This is a genomic window from Vibrio jasicida CAIM 1864 = LMG 25398, from assembly GCF_000400365.1.
Lineage (GTDB): Bacteria > Pseudomonadota > Gammaproteobacteria > Enterobacterales > Vibrionaceae > Vibrio > Vibrio jasicida.
The window spans coordinates 1-19,186 of record NZ_BAOG01000138.1 but is presented as its reverse complement, the minus strand read 5'-3'; the positions used below and the strand labels follow the sequence as shown (position 1 = coordinate 19,186).

The window sequence follows — 19,186 nt, the reverse complement described above, 5'->3', positions numbered from 1 at the left end:
GTTCAGAGGCGGTAAACACAATACCGCCATTATAGTTGTGGACATTAAAAGGACGCAATCTGGTTCCGTGTGGATTTTGCTATTAAATAGAGGTCGCTAGCGACAAAGCGGATAATAAAAGCCTTGATGAATGTGCGCACCAAGTGTGGTTAGTAAATGGGCACATTCTGCGGTCTCCACACCTTCTACGATGACTGCACAGTGGTATGTGTGTCCCATCGCAATAAGCTGACGTAACGTCTCTACTTTTTTGTCGTCTTGCTTCAGGTTGATAACAAACAAACGGTCAATCTTGAGATAACTTGGCGTAATTTGACTGATGAGCTCGACATTGTTGTTACCAGTCCCGAAATCATCAATGCTGATTTTGCACCCGATGGCTTTGAGCTTGTTGATGTTATTGAAGATCTCCTGCGTATAGTACATCGACGCATTTTCTGTGATTTCAATCGTCAGAAGTGAACAGTCCAATTGAGCCAATAAGCGATACAAGCGTGTGAAATTACGCTTTTCCAGTAGAGAAGGGCACACGTTGATACTCAGAGGAGCGAGTAAGGATTTTGATTTGCCATACACGAGCCTGATGACCAATAAGGTATGATTGATTAGAAATCCATTGGCGATTAATGACTCAATAAACTTTTGAGTGTTTTTAACCTTAAAGCGCGATAGGACTTCATAGTGGATATTCTGTCGATTTGATGTGTTGTGGATAGGTTCAAGTTTGAGATTGAACTGACGGATAGCCCAAAGGTAAGTGGCTAATGAGCGAAGTTTGTTATGTCTAAAGGCAAGCATTAGAATAAAGCTCAAAACAAGGATGCTACTAATAGGCCCTTTTACGTAATACACCTCTTTGTAACCGTTTTCGTTGACGTTATACAAGAACGATTGCCCGTTGGTATCGCCAATTTCTAGCGCTGTGCCAGTATTGGTACACACTTTCATGCCAGACAAAAACATGCGAGACATATGGCTCTCAAAGCTATTCGATACATTCACGTTTTTTACTCTGACGAGGACTTGTGCACCGTTAAATATAAACGAATGGGTTGTGTAGCTTTCGTTGTTTAACCAGCTTTCTCTGTCTTTTTTGTTCACTGGGACCACTGCTTCTGGCGTGACTAGACAACGAATGTTGTGCTTGTCGATCATCAATGCTGACTCGACTAATTGAACATTATCAAATAAGCCTTTTAATTGGTCTTCATGCCCAAAACAACTCTGTTGCGCGAGATCTTGTGCGAAGTTCATTGCATCATCAAAATAGTTTTGCTTAACAATCGTCCCGATGCTGTAAAAACAAATGGCAATATACAGCGCGATGGTAAAGCCAATAAAGCACAACAAATTCAGGTATAGCGCTCTACTACGTAAGCAAATAGCAGCGGCCATTCTTACGCTATGAACGGCTTGCTGGTGGATTCTCGCTTGTTGAAGAAGCCCATCTTTTTGTGCGTGTTGGCTATCGTATGGCACAAAATATCCCTTTCGGTGAATGTTTTCGATGAGAGACTTTTGGGTCTCTATATGATTCTTTGTTAGTTGCCTGAACTTTTTCCTTATGGACGCAACAGCGTTCTTAAATCCATTTTCCGGCAACATCAAGTGATGTTGCGCTGACAACTTCTTTTCGATTTTCCTCTGGCTAATAGGCGCGTTTAGGCTCCCAAAAGCGGCAATGGTACTAAGGATTAAGTATTCGATTCTGCTTACGGGAATAGAAGAGTGGATGGAGTTATTGAGCTGTAATGAAAGTTCTTTTTCGGACAAGCAAACGCAGATTTGGTTTCCAAGTTCAAACCTAATCATGTGTTAAAGCGCTCCAGGATTAATTTTTGAATACGTTATCAATATTGAGATAGCAGGTATGTGACCTTCTACGGGCATATCCTAAACTTCTGGATATAGTGACAATTTTAGATTTTTTTATAAAGCTCAATCCAGAGAGATTTTACATGGGGAAAGATCTTTAGGCGAAAAAAAGCCCGAGCGAGTTGCTCGGGCTTCTGATGGGAGAGGTTGGGAGATTAGCAGATAACTTTTACTGCTAGGCCGCCTTGAGATGTCTCACGGTACTTTGCGTTCATGTCTTTACCTGTCTCTAGCATAGTTTCGATAACCTTATCTAGAGAAACTGTCGGTGCAGATGAGCGACGCAGTGCCATACGAGTTGAGTTGATCGCTTTTACTGCCGCGATACCGTTACGCTCGATACACGGAACCTGTACCTGACCTGCAACAGGGTCACACGTTAGGCCTAGGTTGTGCTCCATTGCGATCTCTGCTGCCATACATACTTGCTCTGGGCTACCACCCATAAGCTCAGCAAGACCAGCTGCAGCCATAGAACATGCCACACCAACTTCACCTTGACAGCCAACTTCTGCGCCAGAGATAGACGCGTTGCGTTTGTAAAGACCACCGATCGCGCCAGAAGCGGCGAAGTAACGGATGTAATCTTTTTCAGTCACGGTTTGGATGAACTTGTCGTAGTAAGCCAGTACCGCAGGGATGATGCCACATGCGCCGTTTGTTGGTGCTGTCACAACACGACCACCTGCTGCGTTCTCTTCGTTTACTGCGAAAGCGAACATGTTTACCCAGTCAACAACCGACATTGGATCGTTTGTTGTTTTTTCAGAAGTAAGCAGTTGCTGACGAAGTGCTGCTGCACGACGAGGTACGCGTAGTGGACCAGGCAGAATACCTTCTTCGTTCATACCACGATCCATACATTCGCGCATGGTGCGCCAGATGTTCGCGAAGTAAGTACGAGTCTCTTCATCAGAGTGCAGAGAGTGTTCGTTTTTCATCACAAGTGCACTAATAGAAAGACCACTTTCTTTACACTGGTTAACGAGCTCTTCTGCTGTTGTGTATTCGTAAGGAACCTTGATTGGGTTCTCAATCTCTTTACCGAAGTTTTCTTCATCAACGATGAAGCCGCCACCGATAGAGTAGTACGTCTTTGAGTACACTTTTTCGTCTTCGATCCACGCGTGGATCTGCATGCCGTTTTCATGTAGCTCAAGGTTAGTAGTATGGAAGTTCATACCACCGTCTTTCGGGAACGATACTGTGTGACAGTGCATGCCAACAGGAAGGCGTTCAGTTTCTTCTACTCGAGCGATGAAGCCCGGAATAGAGTCGATATCAACTTTCTCAGGGGAGTTGCCTGCAAGACCCATGATGATGGCGATATCCGTGTGGTGACCTTTCCCTGTCAGTGATAGTGAACCATAAACGTCAACGGTGATTTTAGTGATGTCGCGCAGTTTTCCCATAGCACGAAGGTCATCAATAAACTCTTTACCCGCTTTCATTGGACCTACAGTATGTGAGCTTGAAGGACCAACACCGATCTTATAGATATCAAAAACACTAATCATATCGATTACCTCAGAACAAAGCCTCCCAAGGGGAGTTGGGAGGCTTTTTATTATCGTTATATTCTTGGATTAATCATGCTTTATAAAAGAGCAGTGATTAAAGAGCGCCGTAGATTACAGAACTAATTGCCGCAAGACCACAGATTGCTGTGAAAATCTGTACAGGTGCTGAAGTTTTGTACTTTGCCATTGCTGGCACTTTCTGCATCGCGAATACAGGCATCAAGAATAGGATAGCTGCAATCATTGGTGCACCCATCGTTTCAATCATGCCTAGGATGCTTGGGTTAACGATAGCAACAATCCAAGTCGTCACAACGATGAAGATAAGAGACGCTTTTTCAATCTTGCTCTTAGGAGATTCAGAGCGAGACTTGATTAGACCTACTAGACCTTCGTGAGCACCTAGGAAGTGACCGAAGTAGCTAGAAGTGATTGCTGCGAATGCAACCAATGGGCCCATGTAAGAGATCAGTGGTGATTCGTGAACGTTCGCAAGGTAAGAAAGAACTGAGATGTTTTGCTCTTGCGCAGTTGCTAGTTGCTCTGGAGATAGAGAAAGCACTACAGAGAATACGAAGAACATTACAAAGCCCATCAGCATCATCGCTGCGCCGCCAGTGATAGAGTCAGTCTTCTTAACTGCGTCATCACCGTACACACGACGTTGTTCTTTAGAGAACTGAGAGATGATTGGGCTGTGGTTGAATGAGAATACGATGATTGGAATTGCTAGCCAAACGATTGAAGGCATTTCGCCCCAGTTTGGAGACACTTCCATCATTGATGTATTCCAATCAGGAATTAGGTAGAAAGACAGTGCTAGTAGGACAAATACTAGAGGGTAAACCATTGCTGATGTTGCTTTCAGCATTAGCTCTTTACCGAATACTACACCCGCAGTCATCGCAGCGATTAACGCGCCAGAAAGTAGCCAGCGAGGAATAGATTCCATACCCATTTGGTTAACTAGGAAAGAGTCAACCGTGTTTGTGATACCAACACCGTAGATAAGTACGATAGGGTAGATAGCGAAGAAGTATGCAAAAGTAATAAGGTTTGCGCCTGTCTTACCGAAGTGCTCTTCTACTGTGTCAGTGATATCAGCTTCAGGGTTTTTCGCAGAAAGTACGAAACGAGCGAGAGATTTGTGTGCGAACCAAGTCATTGGTGCCGCGATTAGAGCAAGGATAACTAATGGCCAGAAACCGCCAGCACCTGCTTTAATTGGAAGGAAAAGTACACCTGCACCTACTGCTGTACCAAATAGGGACAAACACCAGGTGAAGTCTTTGTAAGAAAACTTACTAGACGATTGTGCGGTTGAAGCCGCAGTAGTAGTTGTATTCATTTTTGAGTTACTCATTTTGGGAACAGGAAATAAGTCGGGAGCAATTTTGCAAGATTTTGCACTAGGAAAATTAGATCTAAATCATGTATTGCTCGAGCTTATTGAATGATATGTCAAAAACCTGCTTTTTATCACGAAAATGGCGTGCTACACGTGATAATTGCTAATGAGTGAAATTAGAAAAACTTATCTGAAGCGGTTGTTGTATAAATTTTTCTCACCGCAAGCGTTTGCCTTATAAAAATCAAATTAAACTAATGTGAATTGATGTTTGAAAAATAACTTTTTATTAATATAGATGCACATGATGTTTGGTTTTAAAGTCAACTTAATATTGATAAAGCAGTTACTTAGAAATGATGTGTTTTTGCATGGATTCGATGATCTGTGCGGTCATTCCCCAAATAAAATGCTGTTGATATGGGATGGCAAAGACGCGATGACTAGTGTTTCTTAGGTTGAATTTTGAACTGTACAGCTTTTCAGGGTTTAAAATATGATTGGCTGGGACTTCAAAAACTGAGGCAACTTCGTTGGGGTCAATTTGCGTTGTGTAGTCTGGAGAAATGAAGGCCAAAAACGGTGTCACATTAAATTGGCTAATCGTTGGCAGCTTTGGCAGCTGACCAAATACCTTTATATGCTTTTCATGAATACCAATTTCTTCTTCGGCTTCTCGCAGTGCCGTATTCACAAGAGTGTGATCCTCAGTCTCATATTTTCCCCCTGGGAAGCTAATTTGGCCAGGATGGTGTCGTAAATGTTCGGCTCGCTTGGTCAAAATCACTTGCATTCCTTCTTTTCTCTCAACAAAGCCAATTAACACCGCGGCATCACGAAGTGAGGTGTCTTTCAAATGTGCTAATCGGCCCAAAGACTCTTGGTGATAGCCTGTCGGTAAATGGAATTGGAAGTTTTGCAACAATGTCGTTTTATCAATGACCAAATCGGAGTCCTTAAGAAGTCAGCTGACGAATGGATTCGTATTATATTAATTTGAAACTTATAGCGTTATACACCATTCTTTATTTTAAGACGTCACTATAAGGTTAGCTGAATACGATGAAAGGAATCATTTTCACGGAGTTCATGGAGTTCATGGAGTTAGTGGAAGAGAAGTTTGGTCTTGAGGTTCTCGATCAGGTTTTGGACTTATCTAACGACGAAGGTATTTACACCTCGGTAGGCAGTTATGACCATCGAGACCTTGTTAAGTTGATCGTTAATCTCAGTAAAGTGTCTGATATTCCCCCTGAAACGCTTCAAGAAGTGTTTGGTGAGTGTGTCTTCCAGAATCTACTCAAATCGATTCCGAATCACGCCAGCCTGCAGCAGTGCAGCACGACGTTCCAATTCGTGCGCCATGTAGAGGACTTCATTCACGTGGAAGTGAAGAAACTCTATCCCGATGCAAATCCTCCGCAGTTTGACTTTATCAGTGAGACAGAATCGGAAATGGTGTTTGACTATCGAAGTGCGCGCTGTATGGCTCATGTTTGCTTCGGTTTAATACAAGGGTGCGCTCAGCACTTTAATGAAACGATAAAAATTAAACATCAGAATCAATCGGAAGATGGAAGCCAAGTGCGTTTTTGGCTGGAGGCTCAATAACCAAATATGACGGGAAATTCCTCATTAGAAAGGAAACTCAAGCGAGAAGTCGCGTCGCGTAAAGCCGCTGAATCACTGTTAGAGCAAAAGAGTTTAGAACTGTATGAATCTAACCAACAGTTAAGTGTGGCGCTAAAAAAGCTCGAGATGAAGTCAGAGAAAGACCTGCGCAAATTCGAGTTCGAAGAGCAAATCGATGCCACCTTGATTAGGTTTGGACGTACTTTCCTTTCTAGCACCTTCGATGAAACCATGATTGCCAGTTTCTTGGAACAGCTGACATCAAACTCTGTTGTGTCGGGGGCTTACCTGTATTTAGAAGCTGAGCGTTTAAGCTCATTACGTCGGCATCAATTTGGACACTTGGCGTTAGCGCATGATGCGCCTATCGCCAATAAACCACGTTGGAACGGGAATGCTCTCTATCTCCCAATAACAATAGACGCCAACATTCTTGGTGAGTTGATCTTTTCTGTTGCGCTTGATCAAGTCGAACAGGAGTTTATTTCTAAGCAAATGGTGTTGGTTTCAGACTTGGTTCATGGCGTTATTAGCCGTCACTTGAGCTTAGAACGTGAGGTTGAACTGCGTAAGCGTGCCGAGGCCTCCGAGAAGGCGACCAAAGAGTTCGTTGCCATGATCAACCATGAGCTGAGAACGCCGCTAAATGGTGTGCTCGGCAGTGCCGATCTGCTGAGTAAGACCGCCCTTGGGGATGAGCAACAACAGTATCTGAGTAATCTTACGCATTCTGGGGACCTACTTAGAGTCATCATCAACGACTTGCTCGACTTCAGTAAGATGAACGCTGGGATGATGGAAATCATCGATAAAGTTTTTGCTTGGAAAGCGCTAGAGGATGCATTAACTGGCGTATTTGCGGCTAAAGCTGCCGAGAAGCGCATTCATTTCTCTATTGATAAGAAACTCGGGATACCTGAGTTTTTGGTCGGAGATTTTGAGCGGATTACCCAGATCTTGGTTAACCTAATCGGTAATGCGATTAAGTTTACTCAACTAGGAGGTGTGGTGCTGCGTGTCGAATGGAACAATGGCTTTGCACATTTTGAAATAGAAGACACCGGCATTGGTATTCCGCTAGAAGCACAACAAGCGTTGTTTGATCCTTTTGTTCAAGCAGACCGCTCTACAAAGCGCAGTTTTGAAGGGTCAGGTTTAGGTTTGGCGATTTGTAAGAACCTTGTCGATCTGATGAAAGGACAGATCAGCTATGTCAGCGAGCCACGCAAAGGGACAACGTTCCAAGTCGTGGTACCGCTTAAACGAGGAGAAGCGCCCGCAAATTTAGCCGGGTCGGAGGCAACCGGTCGACAAATTGAGTTGGCAGGAAGAAACATTTTAGTTGTAGATGATATTCGGATGAATCAGGTCATCGTCACTCAAATGCTTAAAAAACTCGATATCACACCCGATCTAAAAAATAACGGCTTGGAGGCATTGGAGGCTGTTAAAAACAAAGACTACGAATTGATATTCATGGATTGTCGAATGCCAGAGATGGATGGGTATGAAGCCACGGTTCACCTAAGAGAGGATGGCTTTAACAATCCCATTATTGCACTCACAGCGGGGACGACGTTAGAAGAAAGGAAAAAGTGCATCGAATCTGGTATGGATGACATCCTCACCAAGCCCTACACCGCGGCAGATATCGAACAAGTGATGTGTAAGTGGCTCAAAGAATAGCGCTAGTAGAATAAAAACAAACGGCTCTGTAAGAACAACAGAGCCGTTTTTGGCTTAGTTTCTTCCACGTTAACTTTTACTTTAGCGCTGGTAGAATTTTCGAAAGCTTGTCTAAGGTTTCTTGATATTCCGAGGCACAATCACTGTCAGCCACCACACCGCCGCCAGCCCATGCATACAGTTTGTTGTTTTCTGCAACGAGAGTTCGAATAGTGATGCTGGTATCCATACGACCATGGCGCGAGATATAACCGATACTGCCACAATATGCGCTGCGGCGATGCGGTTCTAACTCTTCAATGATTTGCATTGCACGTACTTTTGGTGCTCCGGTGATTGAACCGCCTGGGAAGCAAGCTCGAAGCAAATCCGCCGCGGAATATTGCGGATCTAGATTGGCTCGAATGGTACTTACCAAATGGTGAACGGCAGGGAAGCTCTCAATATCAAACAACTTTGGCACATGGACACTACCTGGAGAAGCAACACGTCCAATGTCATTACGCAGCAAGTCCACAATCATCAAGTTTTCTGCCTGATCTTTCTCTGCGGTTTGTAGATCGTGCGCATTGGCTTGGTCTTGAAGGGTATCCGCACCGCGTGGTCGAGTGCCTTTGATTGGTTTGGTCTCGATAACGTTGTCTTTCAGTTCCAAGAATCGTTCTGGAGAAATACTCAACAGCGTAGATTTTGGCATACGAATAAATGCTGAGAAGGGTGCTTGGTTTGCCGCTTCCAGCTTTAAATACGCTTGCCATTCACTGCCCTGATAAGGTGCATTAAAACGCTGCGCCAAGTTGATTTGGTAACAATCACCGCTTAACAGATATTCTTGTACGCTATCAAAGCGTGAAGCGTAAGACGCTTGAGTCATGTTGGATTGCCAATCACCAATCAGCTTGAAGTGTTCAACATCAACTGGAAATTGTGAATTAAGCCATTGCCATGCGGCTTGCGTGTTTTGGCCAACAAGGATCGCGGTCTTCAACTTATGATCGACAACCAAAGCCCATTCATACAGACCAACTGCCATATCTGGTGTTTGTAGATCTTTAGCTGCTAACTCCGGCATAGATTCGACTCTACGGCCTAAATCGTAGCTGAAGTAGCCAAGTGCACCGCCGACAAACGGCAGATCCCACTCTGCGCCCAACTCAAGGTTTGGCAAAAGCTGTTGTTGAAGCTCGTCTAACAGCGAAAACGGGTCATCTTGAGAGGCGTACTCTTGCGTGTCTGTTTTGATTTGCGTATCGCCAGCGACTGTCTCTAGCGTTGCGATTGGGTTGGCCACCAACACATCAAATCGGCTGTCGATATGGGTCTCAGAAGCGGAGCGTAAAAGCATCGCCCAAGGTTGGTGTTCGATACGAGAAAATAGGGAAATGGTGAGGTCGTCGGCGTAATCCAATGCCTTAAAATCAAGCAATTGCGTATCCATGTTGTTCATTTGTTTAAATTGTGACAAAGAGTTCGTTCACTGCATGGCATGTCATGGGCTGCAAGAGTATCATAAACGCCACTATACCCAAATAATCTCTAGATACATGATTCAGCGAGAATGATTTGGTTCGCATACGCGACGACGATTCGCATGTTTTAGTGGGTCTAAATCAAGAATCGTCAACACTGTATGCGAGTCAAAGCAACTCGCCTTTCGGGAGCAAGCCACTGCTTTAAGAGAGCTTTGCGTTTGAACTTTCGTAAGTGTTTTACAACGATTCACTTACTGAGTTCTCTAAGTGGCGCCGCTATGAACTTGTATACGGGGGTTATTTGGGTATAGCGCCAAACTACCTCTATACAAGGGTTTGAGGTGGTTTTACTATATGGAAGGCGACTTCATTTAATCGTGTGTCGATATCAGCCGTTCGACAATTTGTTCACATAAAACGAAGCTCATTTAGAGCAATAAGCTCAACAAACACGAAAGAAGCCAGCCAATAATGGAAGCAAAGCATAACAATAATGAGGCATGCAATGACGGTAATACGCACGCAGGATGTCATCAGCAGTGTTGCTGATGCGCTACAGTATATTTCTTACTACCACCCGCTAGACTTTGTTCAAGCCCTTGAAAAAGCCTACCATCGAGAAGAGAGCCAAGCCGCGAAAGACGCGATTGCGCAAATCTTAATTAACTCCCGTATGTCTGCTGAAGGTCACCGACCGATCTGTCAAGACACCGGCATCGTCACCTGTTTTGTGAACATCGGTATGGGCGTCCAATGGGACTCAACCGACATGACAGTACAGCAAATGGTGGATGAGGGCGTTCGACAGGGGTACACAAATCCGGATAACCCATTGCGTGCTTCGGTTCTGATGGACCCAGCAGGTAAGCGAATCAATACCAAAGACAACACGCCAGCAGTTGTGCACATCAACATGGTGCCAGGCGATAAAGTTGAAATTCAAATCGCGGCGAAAGGCGGCGGCTCTGAAAACAAAACCAAGATGGTGATGCTAAACCCATCTGACGACATTGCAGAATGGGTAGAGAAAACCCTACCAGCAATGGGCGCAGGTTGGTGTCCACCGGGCATGCTTGGCATTGGTATCGGCGGTACCGCTGAAAAAGCTGCGGTATTAGCAAAAGAATCTCTGATGGGGCACGTCGATATTCAAGACTTGATTGATCGTGGCCCTCAAAACGCAGAAGAAGAGCTTCGCCTCGATATCTTCAATCGCGTAAACAAATTGGGTATTGGTGCACAAGGCCTTGGTGGTCTGACTACTGTTGTTGATGTAAAAATCAAAACGGCGCCAACGCACGCGGCTTCAAAACCAGTGTGTTTGATCCCGAACTGTGCAGCAACACGCCACGTTCACTTCACGCTTGATGGCAATGGCCCAGCAGAGCTAACGCCACCGAAGCTAGAAGATTGGCCAGACATTACTTGGGAAGCGGGCGCAAATACACGTCGTGTTAACCTAGATACAGTAACCAAAGAAGAGGTCCAAGAGTGGAAGACTGGTGAAACGGTTCTTCTGTCAGGCAAGATCTTGACCGGTCGTGATGCTGCGCATAAACGTATTCAAGGCATGCTAGAAAGTGGCGAAGGTCTACCTGCTGGTGTTGATTTCAAAGGCAAGTTCATTTACTACGTTGGTCCGGTCGATGCCGTCGGTGATGAGGCAGTAGGTCCTGCAGGCCCAACAACCTCAACGCGTATGGATAAGTTCACCGACATGATGTTAGAAGAAACCGGCATCATGGGGATGATTGGTAAAGCGGAACGTGGCCCTGCGACGGTTGAGTCGATCAAGAACCACAAAGCGGTTTACCTCATGGCCGTTGGCGGCGCAGCATACCTTGTCGCGAAAGCAATCAAGAAAGCTCGCGTGGTAGCATTCGAAGACCTAGGTATGGAAGCGATTTACGAGTTTGAAGTCGAAGATATGCCTGTAACGGTTGCCGTCGATTCTAATGGTACGAACGCTCACCAGATCGGTCCTGACACTTGGAAAGTGAAAATCCAAGAGATGGAAGCGTAAGAGACTTGGTCATCATTCGAACGTCTCAATTGGGAGAATGTGACAAAGTGCTGATTTACCTAGCAAACATTTGACAAAAGTGCAGCGAAAGCTGCACTTTTTGTCTATATAATCAAATATAAACTTATAGGCATAGCAAATCTCACTGTTATGCTGACCATGATTAGGAGACGGCATGCCTCGTTTTATTCAAATTCTACAAATAGTTCTTGCTGTTGTGATCGGTAGCTTTGTTGGCTACGACTTGATTCTTCACGGCATCAGTATCTTCGATGAAAAATACGTCACCATCACTTGTGTGTTGTGGCTGATTCTAGAAGTCTGCCTATTCGTTATCTACAAGTTGATAGAAGACGATTAGATTGCCCTAGTGCAGATAGAATCACTAAGCCTCTGATATTCTCAGAGGCTTTTGTGTTTTTGATGTAGGTAAATTTTGTCGTGAATACTTTGTTCATCTTTGATTAAGGTTGATAAAATTACACTGCGTAGCAAGAATTGATGAGATAAATAAAAAGTATGAAAAGAATAACGCAAGAAGTGAATGACTTTATCAGCCGAGGAATGGATTCTAACGTGCGAATCGCAGTGACTGGCTTGTCTCGTGCGGGTAAAACCGCCTTTATTACTTCTCTGGTTAATCAATTACTGCATACAGCAACACACGACAACTTGCCGCTGCTGACAGCGGCGCGTGATAAGCGCTTGATTGGCGCGAAGCGTGAGCCTCAAGCCAATATGATGGTACCGCGTTTTGCTTACGATGATGCGATGAACCAAGTTCACGCAACGCCGCCTCAATGGCCAGTACCGACTCGTGACGTCAGTGAGATTCGCCTGGCTCTAAAATACAAGCCAAATAAAACCACCAAAAAACTGCTGAGTAAAACGGCGGTACTGAACGTTGACATCATCGACTATCCGGGCGAGTGGTTATTGGACTTACCACTACTTGATATGGATTTTGCGACATGGTCGCAGACGCAATTTGAAGCGTTAAAAGGGCAACGTAGCGAGCTTGCTCAAGCTTGGCTAGAAGAGCTAGACCAAGTCGACCTCAATGCGGACGTCAATGAGAAAAAGCTAGAGAGAGTCTCACAGGCTTACACCGATTATTTGCATGCGTGTAAAGCGTCTGGCTTGCACTGGGTTCAGCCGGGACGATTTGTTTTGCCTGGAGAGCTTGCAGGCGCACCTGTTCTGCAATTTTTCCCCTGTCGATTAGAGGCCGAAGGAAAAACGGTAAAAGGCAGCAATTTAGCGATGCTAGAAGCGCGTTTTCACGAATATCAACAAAAGGTCGTGAAAGCATTCTATAAACACCACTTTGCGACATTTGACCGCCAAATCGTGCTGGTGGATTGCCTGCAACCATTAAATGCGGGTGATGAAGCTTTTTATGATATGCGCCAAGCACTTGAGCAGATCATGCACAGTTTTCGTTATGGTCGGAGTAGCTTCTTACGCCGCTTATTCTCGCCAAAAATCGATAAAGTACTGTTCGCTGCGACGAAGGCTGACCATGTGACCCCAGATCAGCATCCTCAACTTGTCTCTTTGCTGCAACAGATGGTGCATCCTGCATGGCAGACCGCAGCGTACGAGAACATAGAAATGAGCTGTATGAGTATCGCGTCGATTCAAGCGACGACTTCAGGTTTCATTGCTTCGGGAGATAAGACCGTGCCAGCTTTGCAAGGTACAACGCTTGATGGGGAGGCGATAACGATGTTCCCTGGGGAAGTACCAAAGAAACTTCCGAATGCTGTTTATTGGCAAAACAGTGGCTTTGATTTTACGTCTTTCCGACCTATGTCATCAGAAAGTGACGAGCCGATGAAGCATATTCGTCTAGACAAAGCACTTGAATACCTACTGGGAGACAAATTGAAATGAGCGAGCTAAAACAAAAACAAGTCTTCTCTGAAAAGGTCATGCACAGTGAAAAAAAGGATGTCTCGCCAGAGTTTACGGCGCAAAAGACATTCTCGGAAAACGAGACTTTCGTTGCTGTTGAAATAGAAGAGCAATCGGAAGACACCGAGCAAGAATTACAGCTTGAACATGTGATTCGTCCAAAACCTGGGCGTAAATGGCTTACAACAGGGGTATTTGCCACCTTTGCTGGTCTGGTTGGGTGGCAGGCGGTGGATTCGATTGTCACGGCTGTGCAAACTGCAGATTGGCTTGCATTGGGCTGGGCCGGTTTTATCTCCACTATTGCCTCTTTTGGTTTAGGAGCGTTAGGCAAAGAACTATGGAAGCTACGCAAACTTCGCAACCACTTTAGCGTGCAGGAAGAAAGTGAGGCACTTATCGACAGTCAAAGTGTTGGCAAAGGCAAAGTATTTTGTGAAAAAGTGGCTGAGCAAAGTGGTGTACTTGCTGAAAATCCGGGCTTCGATCGTTGGAAGAATAGCGTGAATCCAGCACACAGCGATGCCGAAATCCTAGAAATGTACGACTCAATGGTTGTCAGTCAGCAAGATAAACTCGCGACCAAAATTGTTTCACAGCACGCGACAGAGTCAGCCGCGTTAGTTGCCGTTAGTCCACTAGCTGCGGCTGACATGCTGTTAGTGGCGTGGCGTAATTTCAAAATGATCGATAATCTCTCGAAAGTCTATGGCGTTGAGCTTGGGTACGCATCTCGAATCAAGCTACTTCGTGCGGTTTTTGTGAATATGGCGGCGGCTGGTGCAAGTGAACTGGCGATCGATGCGAGCATGGATTTGATGTCGATGGATCTCGCAGGAAAGGTGTCTGCTCGAGCAGGGCAAGGCTTGGGAGTGGGTATTCTCACCGCACGCTTAGGTTTGAAATCCATGTCATTGCTTCGCCCACTGCCTTGGTACCCTGAGAGACAGGTGAAACTCGGCGCTATTCGTAAAGAAGTGGTGGCGAAAGTTGCATCAATCACGATGAAACCGTAATCAATATCACCTTTGACGGTGAGGATTGCTTGACGCCATTCCAAGCTTGGTAGAAACTACTGTCAACTTTTCCTGACAGTTGTGAATTGGGATATTTTAAGTGCGTCTTGAAGTCTTTTGTGAAGATAGACTCGGTTTAACCCGAGAATTGCTCGATATTTTAGCGTCTAAAAGCATCGACTTACGTGGTATCGAAATTGATATCAGTGGCATCATCTACCTGAACTGCCCAGATATCGATTTTGATACTTTCAGTGAGTTGATGGCCGAAATCCGCCGTATTCCGGGGGTTAAAGACGTACGTAAAATCCAATTTATGCCAATGGAGCGCCACAATACGGAGCTGCTTTCATTGGTGGATAACTTACCTGATCCGGTTTTTGCCATCGATCTGAAAGGCGCGGTAGACATGGCAAACATGTCTGCACTTTCTCTGCTCGGGCAACATAAGCAAGATGTGATTGGCACACAAATTGGTATGCTACTGCCAAGTGTGCGCTTTAATCGTTGGACAGAAGGAGTGAATGCCCGTACCAGAGAAAGTCTTGTCATCGATGGTTTGGATTATATCCTTGAGTTGATGCCGGTTTATATCAAAGATGAAGCTCAAAACTCCACGCTCGCCAGTACACTAATGACCATTCGTTCAAGCCAGCATGGCGTGCAAATCGAAGAGACATTGCCGTTACAAAACCAATTGGGTTTCGAGCATTTTGTCGGTTTATCCAATCGCCACAAAGCATTGATCAATCAAGCAAAGAAACTTTCTGTGCTTGACCAACCGTTGTTAATTGAAGGTGAGACTGGTACTGGTAAGGAAATGCTAGCAAAAGCGTGCCATAGCCGCTCTGGTCGTGCGAACAAACCATTCCTAGTACTTAGCTGTGCTTCTATGCCTGATGATGTAGCAGAGACGGAACTGTTTGGTCATGCCCCAGGTTCATTCAATCATGAACTTGGCCACAAAGGCATATTCGAACAAGCAAACGGTGGTACGGTGTTCCTCGATGAAATCGGTGAAATGAGTTCGCATCTGCAAATTAAACTGTTGCGCTTCTTACAAGATGGTAATTTCCGTCGTGTTGGTGCTGAAGATGAAATGCATGTCGATGTTCGTATTATCGCATCAACAAAACATAACCTTGCCGAGTTAGCCGAGGCCGGGCAGTTCCGCGAAGATTTATACTATCGTCTTAATGTACTCACCTTGAATATTCCTCCTCTGCGCAAGCGTTCAAACGACGTCGCTCCGTTGCTGGATTTATTCGTCACGAAACACGCGCAACAATTGGGCATTGATAAGCCAGAATTTGATGATGAATTGGTTGATGCGTTAGCGAACTATCAATGGCCTGGTAATATGCGTCAGCTAGATAACATGGTGCTTCGTGCGTTGACGGAAATGGAGGGTAGCTTGTTGAAAGCGGATAACTTCAATCTACCGCAACCTCAAGCAATGGGCGGTGGCTCAGCAACGTTGAACTTAGATGGTTCGTTGGACGAAATTATGCGAGATTACGAATCGCAAATCTTAGAGCGTTTGTATCAGTCTTTCCCTTCAAGTCGTAAGCTTGCGAAGCGATTGAATGTTTCGCATACCTCGATTGCGAACAAACTGCGAGATTATGGTATTCGAAAAGCCTAAGGCGATCGCAAAATTGTGGCTTCAGCAAAAGCTGGAGTACCAGCAAGAACTTATCTGGAATCAAATGGAAGTTGTCAATAACAATGGAAGATAAAAGCTCCTCAATCGCCGTTCACAAGTTGGACGGCGACTTGCTTCTACGCACTGCAGATATTGGTGATGCCGATATGATCGCCGCGTATTTTCAAGCGAACAGAGAATATTTAAAACCCTATGAACCTAAACGCGAGGACGCTTTCTATTCGGTTAATGGCTGGCTGCAAAAGCTGATCAAGTTGAAAGAGCTTCACCGTATGGGCTTAGGCTACTATTGTCTGCTTGTTCATGTCGATTCTGGTAAAATGCTCGGAACACTTTCTTTCAGCAACCTGACTCGCTTTCCTTTTCATGCATGTAACGTGGGTTACTCGCTCGCAGAAGAGGCTCAAGGAAACGGCTATATGCGCCGCGCGTTGAAAATGGCATGCGATTATATGTTTGATGTGCAAAAAATGCATCGCATTCAAGCGGGTTACATGCCACACAACACACGCAGCGAAGCGGTGCTACAGCATGTTGGCTTTGAGAAAGAAGGCTATGCAAAGGAATATTTGTTGATCAATGGTGAGTGGCAAGATCACGTGCTGACGTCCTTGACCAACCCGAATTGGAAGGCAGAGGCTTGATAAATGGAAAGACTGGAAAAGCAATTAGCGTTATTGATTGAACTCGATCAACTGAAAAGCGTGCTGCGTAGAACCCGTGTTAAAAGTGCTGAGGGTCGCTTAGAAAATAGTGGTGAACATAGTTGGCATGTTGCTTTAATGGCTGTGTTGATGCAAGAGCACGCGAATGCACCTGTCGATATTGGTCGAGTGATGAAAATGCTGCTTATCCATGATGTGGTAGAGATCGACGCGGGCGACACCTTTGTTTATGATGTTGCAGCCTCGAAAGAGCAAGAAGAAAAAGAATTGAAAGCCGCAGAGCGGTTGTTTGGCATGCTGCCAAGTGACCAAAGTAGCGAATTACTTGCTTTGTGGAATGAGTTTGAAGCCGCACAAACTGACGATGCCAAATATGCTAAAGCGCTGGATCGCCTTATTCCTATGCTACTGAACTATCATAATGATGGTCAAAGCTGGATAGAAAATGGGGTAACGCGAGAACAAGCGTTAACCGTTAACAAAAGAATTAAACTTGGCTCTGTCACGTTATGGGACAAAGCCAAAGAACTGATTGAAGGTGCCACCGAGAAAGGTTGGCTGAAGTCGTAAAAAAGGAGACTGAATGTCTTATTTGCCTTTGGACGAATACCAAAGAAAATGGATTTTTACTCACCAGTCGATGCCTGTGCCAGAAGAAGACCTCGCTTTTATCAAGCCGATGAGTCAGGCACGTGCAGCGCAGTTTTGGAAAGAGAACGTCAGTGCACAAAGTCCTGATATGGACCGCTTGAGCTCGTCTGATTGGCCAATGAAAGAGCAGAACTGGTCACAAGAGGTTGATTGGATGGCTGCATGGGAAGACGACGAAGAAGGGCTTCCTGAAGAAGTGATTACTTTTATCGATTGGCAAGACGACGTCACGGTTTATTTTTGCTACGAGAAGTACAACGTGATTGAAACCAAATGGTCGATTTTTAAAAAGTACTGGAAGAACTTTTTGTTCTACGATGATGGCCCAATGTTACTTGGACGGCGTCGTTCTGAAGCGTTGTGGTTTGACTCGAAAGGTAATGTCAAACTGGGTGAGCGCAGCTAAACACAAATCTAATTATGAAGCCACTAGTACGGTGGCTTTCGTCTTTCTATAAGTTTGATAACGGGCTCAACACTCCACCTGCGCCGCGCTCAATGACGTGTGTGTAGATCTGGGTTGTTTTCACATCTGTGTGTCCGAGTTGTTCTTGAACCGTTCGAATATCAGCGCCTGACTCTAACAAATGAGTCGCAAAACTATGGCGTAAAGTATGGCAAGTAACGGTCTTCTCGATACTTGCATCTTTGGCTGAACGCTTTACTGCTCGTTGGATAGCACTTTCATTGATGTGATGACGCCTTAATTCCCCAGTATCTTTGTCTGGGCTTAATTTTGTTGATGGAAATAGAAAGTGCCAGTTGAAATCTAGCTCCGCATCAGGGTACTTTCTTCTAAGCCCATCTGAAATATACACACCAGCATAGCCCGCAACATGACGATCTTTTTGATAGTAGTCGCGAGCTAAGTTCATTTGTGCTTTTAAGGGGGCGTGGAGCTCCTTTGCGAGTGTGACGGTTCGGTTTTTACCCCCTTTCCCTTGCCAAACACGAATTGCTCCGTAGTCGTAATCGATATCCTGTATTCTTAGCCGTAGACATTCCATGACTCTTAGACCTGACCCATAGAGTAACTGTATATGTAGTTTGTATTTTGGATCGATATGCTGAACGAAGCGCCTTACTTCAGCTTTCGTTAACACTACTGGCAGTTTCTTTTCTGTCAGAGACTTTTGAAAACGCATATCAAGCGAAAGTGGCGTTCTAAAATACTCACGGTACAAGAAAGAGATGGCATTCAGGGCAAGCGCCTGTGTTTTTACGGCAACTTTTTCATCTATCGCTAAATAGCTGAGAAAGCGTTCAACATCGTTTTCAGCTAATTTAGACGGATGAGCGAGCTGGTGGAATACGATGAATCGTTTGATCCAAAAGATGTAACTTTCAATGGTTTTCTTCGCATAGTGACGAGCGATCATATGTTCTTTTATGCTAAGTAAAAACTGACTTTTCATAACTAAATTTACATGGGTATTTACACAGTTCGATAAACTTAGCGTCTCACATCTAATTAGGCTTCACCATGCCGTCTAATTGCGTGGTTGAGCACACAGATTCATACTGATTTTCTATTTGTTTCATAAAGATAAGTGCTAGCATGCAGTTATCTTTTGGAATGAAAGAAGGCGGTAGCGTGCCTGAAAGGCAGCATAGAGCCGTATAGAAAGCGTTATGTTCTAAGGTGAAAAATGAGAAATCAAGGAATGATATTAGTTGCTTTCATCGCCTCAACTGTTCAAGCTTCTTTGGCGTAT

Annotated in this window: 16 protein-coding genes; 10 read left to right on the top strand and 6 right to left on the bottom strand. The window is 44.8% G+C overall.

The genetic code is table 11. The features are described 5' to 3' along the window. Nucleotides 1-96: 96 nt before the first annotated feature. The 4 genes from tpdA to VJL_RS24595 all read right to left on the bottom strand — a co-directional run bounded on the left by tpdA (nt 97) and on the right by VJL_RS24595 (nt 5,689). The gene (gene tpdA / locus VJL_RS24610; RefSeq protein WP_038881949.1) at nt 97-1,812 is read right to left on the bottom strand and encodes a cyclic di-GMP phosphodiesterase TpdA; all 1,716 of its coding nucleotides are present in this window, start codon (nt 1,810-1,812) and stop codon (nt 97-99) included. Nucleotides 1,813-2,030: 218 nt separating this feature from the next. Beyond that, nucleotides 2,031-3,392, bottom strand: a complete 1,362-nt coding sequence (locus tag VJL_RS24605; RefSeq protein ID WP_038866452.1) for an L-serine ammonia-lyase — start codon at nt 3,390-3,392, stop codon at nt 2,031-2,033. A 97-nt stretch (nt 3,393-3,489) separates the two neighbouring features. Then, a complete protein-coding gene (locus tag VJL_RS24600) occupies nt 3,490-4,743 on the bottom strand; it encodes an aromatic amino acid transport family protein (RefSeq protein ID WP_038866453.1) in 1,254 nt (417 codons plus the stop codon). 346 nt (nt 4,744-5,089) lie between these two features. Further along, nucleotides 5,090-5,689, bottom strand: coding sequence for a CoA pyrophosphatase (locus VJL_RS24595; protein ID WP_038866455.1), 600 nt, complete (start codon nt 5,687-5,689; stop codon nt 5,090-5,092). 116 nt (nt 5,690-5,805) lie between these two features. Between VJL_RS24595 and VJL_RS24590 the strand changes: the two genes are divergently transcribed. Both VJL_RS24590 and VJL_RS24585 read left to right on the top strand, forming a co-directional pair. Next, the gene (locus VJL_RS24590) at nt 5,806-6,354 is read left to right on the top strand and encodes a heme NO-binding domain-containing protein (protein WP_038881947.1); all 549 of its coding nucleotides are present in this window, start codon (nt 5,806-5,808) and stop codon (nt 6,352-6,354) included. A gap of 6 nt (nt 6,355-6,360) precedes the next feature. Further along, entirely contained in the window at nt 6,361-8,061 is a 1,701-nt protein-coding gene (locus VJL_RS24585; RefSeq protein WP_038881946.1) for an ATP-binding protein, read from the top strand. A 76-nt stretch (nt 8,062-8,137) separates the two neighbouring features. Here VJL_RS24585 and pabB read toward each other — a convergent pair whose 3' ends face one another. Then, complete coding sequence (gene pabB / locus VJL_RS24580) at nt 8,138-9,508, bottom strand: aminodeoxychorismate synthase component I (RefSeq protein WP_038881944.1); 1,371 nt, start codon at nt 9,506-9,508, stop codon at nt 8,138-8,140. 530 nt (nt 9,509-10,038) lie between these two features. On the opposite strand from pabB, the gene VJL_RS24575 reads away from it, so the two are divergent. The 8 genes from VJL_RS24575 (at nt 10,039) to VJL_RS24540 (ending at nt 17,877) form a co-directional block, all read left to right on the top strand. Next, nucleotides 10,039-11,556, top strand: a complete 1,518-nt coding sequence (locus VJL_RS24575) for a fumarate hydratase (RefSeq protein WP_038881943.1) — start codon at nt 10,039-10,041, stop codon at nt 11,554-11,556. A gap of 175 nt (nt 11,557-11,731) precedes the next feature. Beyond that, nucleotides 11,732-11,917, top strand: coding sequence for a hypothetical protein (locus tag VJL_RS24570; RefSeq protein WP_009706856.1), 186 nt, complete (start codon nt 11,732-11,734; stop codon nt 11,915-11,917). Between the two features lie 158 nt (nt 11,918-12,075). Beyond that, entirely contained in the window at nt 12,076-13,452 is a 1,377-nt protein-coding gene (locus VJL_RS24565; RefSeq protein WP_038881941.1) for a YcjX family GTP-binding protein, read from the top strand. After that, nucleotides 13,449-14,489, top strand: coding sequence for a YcjF family protein (locus tag VJL_RS24560; protein WP_038881940.1), 1,041 nt, complete (start codon nt 13,449-13,451; stop codon nt 14,487-14,489). Before VJL_RS24565 ends, VJL_RS24560 begins: the two co-directional genes overlap by 4 nt. A gap of 100 nt (nt 14,490-14,589) precedes the next feature. After that, nucleotides 14,590-16,134 (top strand): transcriptional regulator TyrR, encoded by a 1,545-nt coding sequence (tyrR, locus tag VJL_RS24555; RefSeq protein ID WP_038866464.1) that lies wholly within the window; start codon nt 14,590-14,592, stop codon nt 16,132-16,134. Between the two features lie 83 nt (nt 16,135-16,217). Then, a complete protein-coding gene (rimJ, locus tag VJL_RS24550) occupies nt 16,218-16,799 on the top strand; it encodes a ribosomal protein S5-alanine N-acetyltransferase (RefSeq protein WP_038881938.1) in 582 nt (193 codons plus the stop codon). 3 nt (nt 16,800-16,802) lie between these two features. Next, complete coding sequence (locus tag VJL_RS24545) at nt 16,803-17,390, top strand: HD domain-containing protein (RefSeq protein WP_038881937.1); 588 nt, start codon at nt 16,803-16,805, stop codon at nt 17,388-17,390. A gap of 13 nt (nt 17,391-17,403) precedes the next feature. Further along, a complete protein-coding gene (locus VJL_RS24540; protein WP_038881936.1) occupies nt 17,404-17,877 on the top strand; it encodes a DUF2947 domain-containing protein in 474 nt (157 codons plus the stop codon). Nucleotides 17,878-17,923: 46 nt separating this feature from the next. Here VJL_RS24540 and VJL_RS24535 read toward each other — a convergent pair whose 3' ends face one another. Then, nucleotides 17,924-18,886 (bottom strand): integron integrase, encoded by a 963-nt coding sequence (locus tag VJL_RS24535; protein ID WP_038881934.1) that lies wholly within the window; start codon nt 18,884-18,886, stop codon nt 17,924-17,926. Between the last annotated feature and the right edge of the window lie 300 nt (nt 18,887-19,186).

Coding starts and splice junctions, on each gene's coding strand:
- tpdA (WP_038881949.1), bottom strand. CDS start 1,812: ATGATTAGGTTTGAACTTGGAAACCAAATCTGCGTTTGCTTGTCCGAA.
- VJL_RS24565 (WP_038881941.1), top strand. CDS start 12,076: ATGAAAAGAATAACGCAAGAAGTGAATGACTTTATCAGCCGAGGAATG.
- rimJ (WP_038881938.1), top strand. CDS start 16,218: ATGGAAGATAAAAGCTCCTCAATCGCCGTTCACAAGTTGGACGGCGAC.
- VJL_RS24605 (WP_038866452.1), bottom strand. CDS start 3,392: ATGATTAGTGTTTTTGATATCTATAAGATCGGTGTTGGTCCTTCAAGC.
- VJL_RS24575 (WP_038881943.1), top strand. CDS start 10,039: ATGACGGTAATACGCACGCAGGATGTCATCAGCAGTGTTGCTGATGCG.
- pabB (WP_038881944.1), bottom strand. CDS start 9,508: ATGAACAACATGGATACGCAATTGCTTGATTTTAAGGCATTGGATTAC.
- VJL_RS24590 (WP_038881947.1), top strand. CDS start 5,806: ATGAAAGGAATCATTTTCACGGAGTTCATGGAGTTCATGGAGTTAGTG.
- VJL_RS24535 (WP_038881934.1), bottom strand. CDS start 18,886: ATGAAAAGTCAGTTTTTACTTAGCATAAAAGAACATATGATCGCTCGT.
- VJL_RS24570 (WP_009706856.1), top strand. CDS start 11,732: ATGCCTCGTTTTATTCAAATTCTACAAATAGTTCTTGCTGTTGTGATC.
- VJL_RS24560 (WP_038881940.1), top strand. CDS start 13,449: ATGAGCGAGCTAAAACAAAAACAAGTCTTCTCTGAAAAGGTCATGCAC.
- VJL_RS24540 (WP_038881936.1), top strand. CDS start 17,404: ATGTCTTATTTGCCTTTGGACGAATACCAAAGAAAATGGATTTTTACT.
- VJL_RS24545 (WP_038881937.1), top strand. CDS start 16,803: ATGGAAAGACTGGAAAAGCAATTAGCGTTATTGATTGAACTCGATCAA.
- VJL_RS24600 (WP_038866453.1), bottom strand. CDS start 4,743: ATGAATACAACTACTACTGCGGCTTCAACCGCACAATCGTCTAGTAAG.
- VJL_RS24585 (WP_038881946.1), top strand. CDS start 6,361: ATGACGGGAAATTCCTCATTAGAAAGGAAACTCAAGCGAGAAGTCGCG.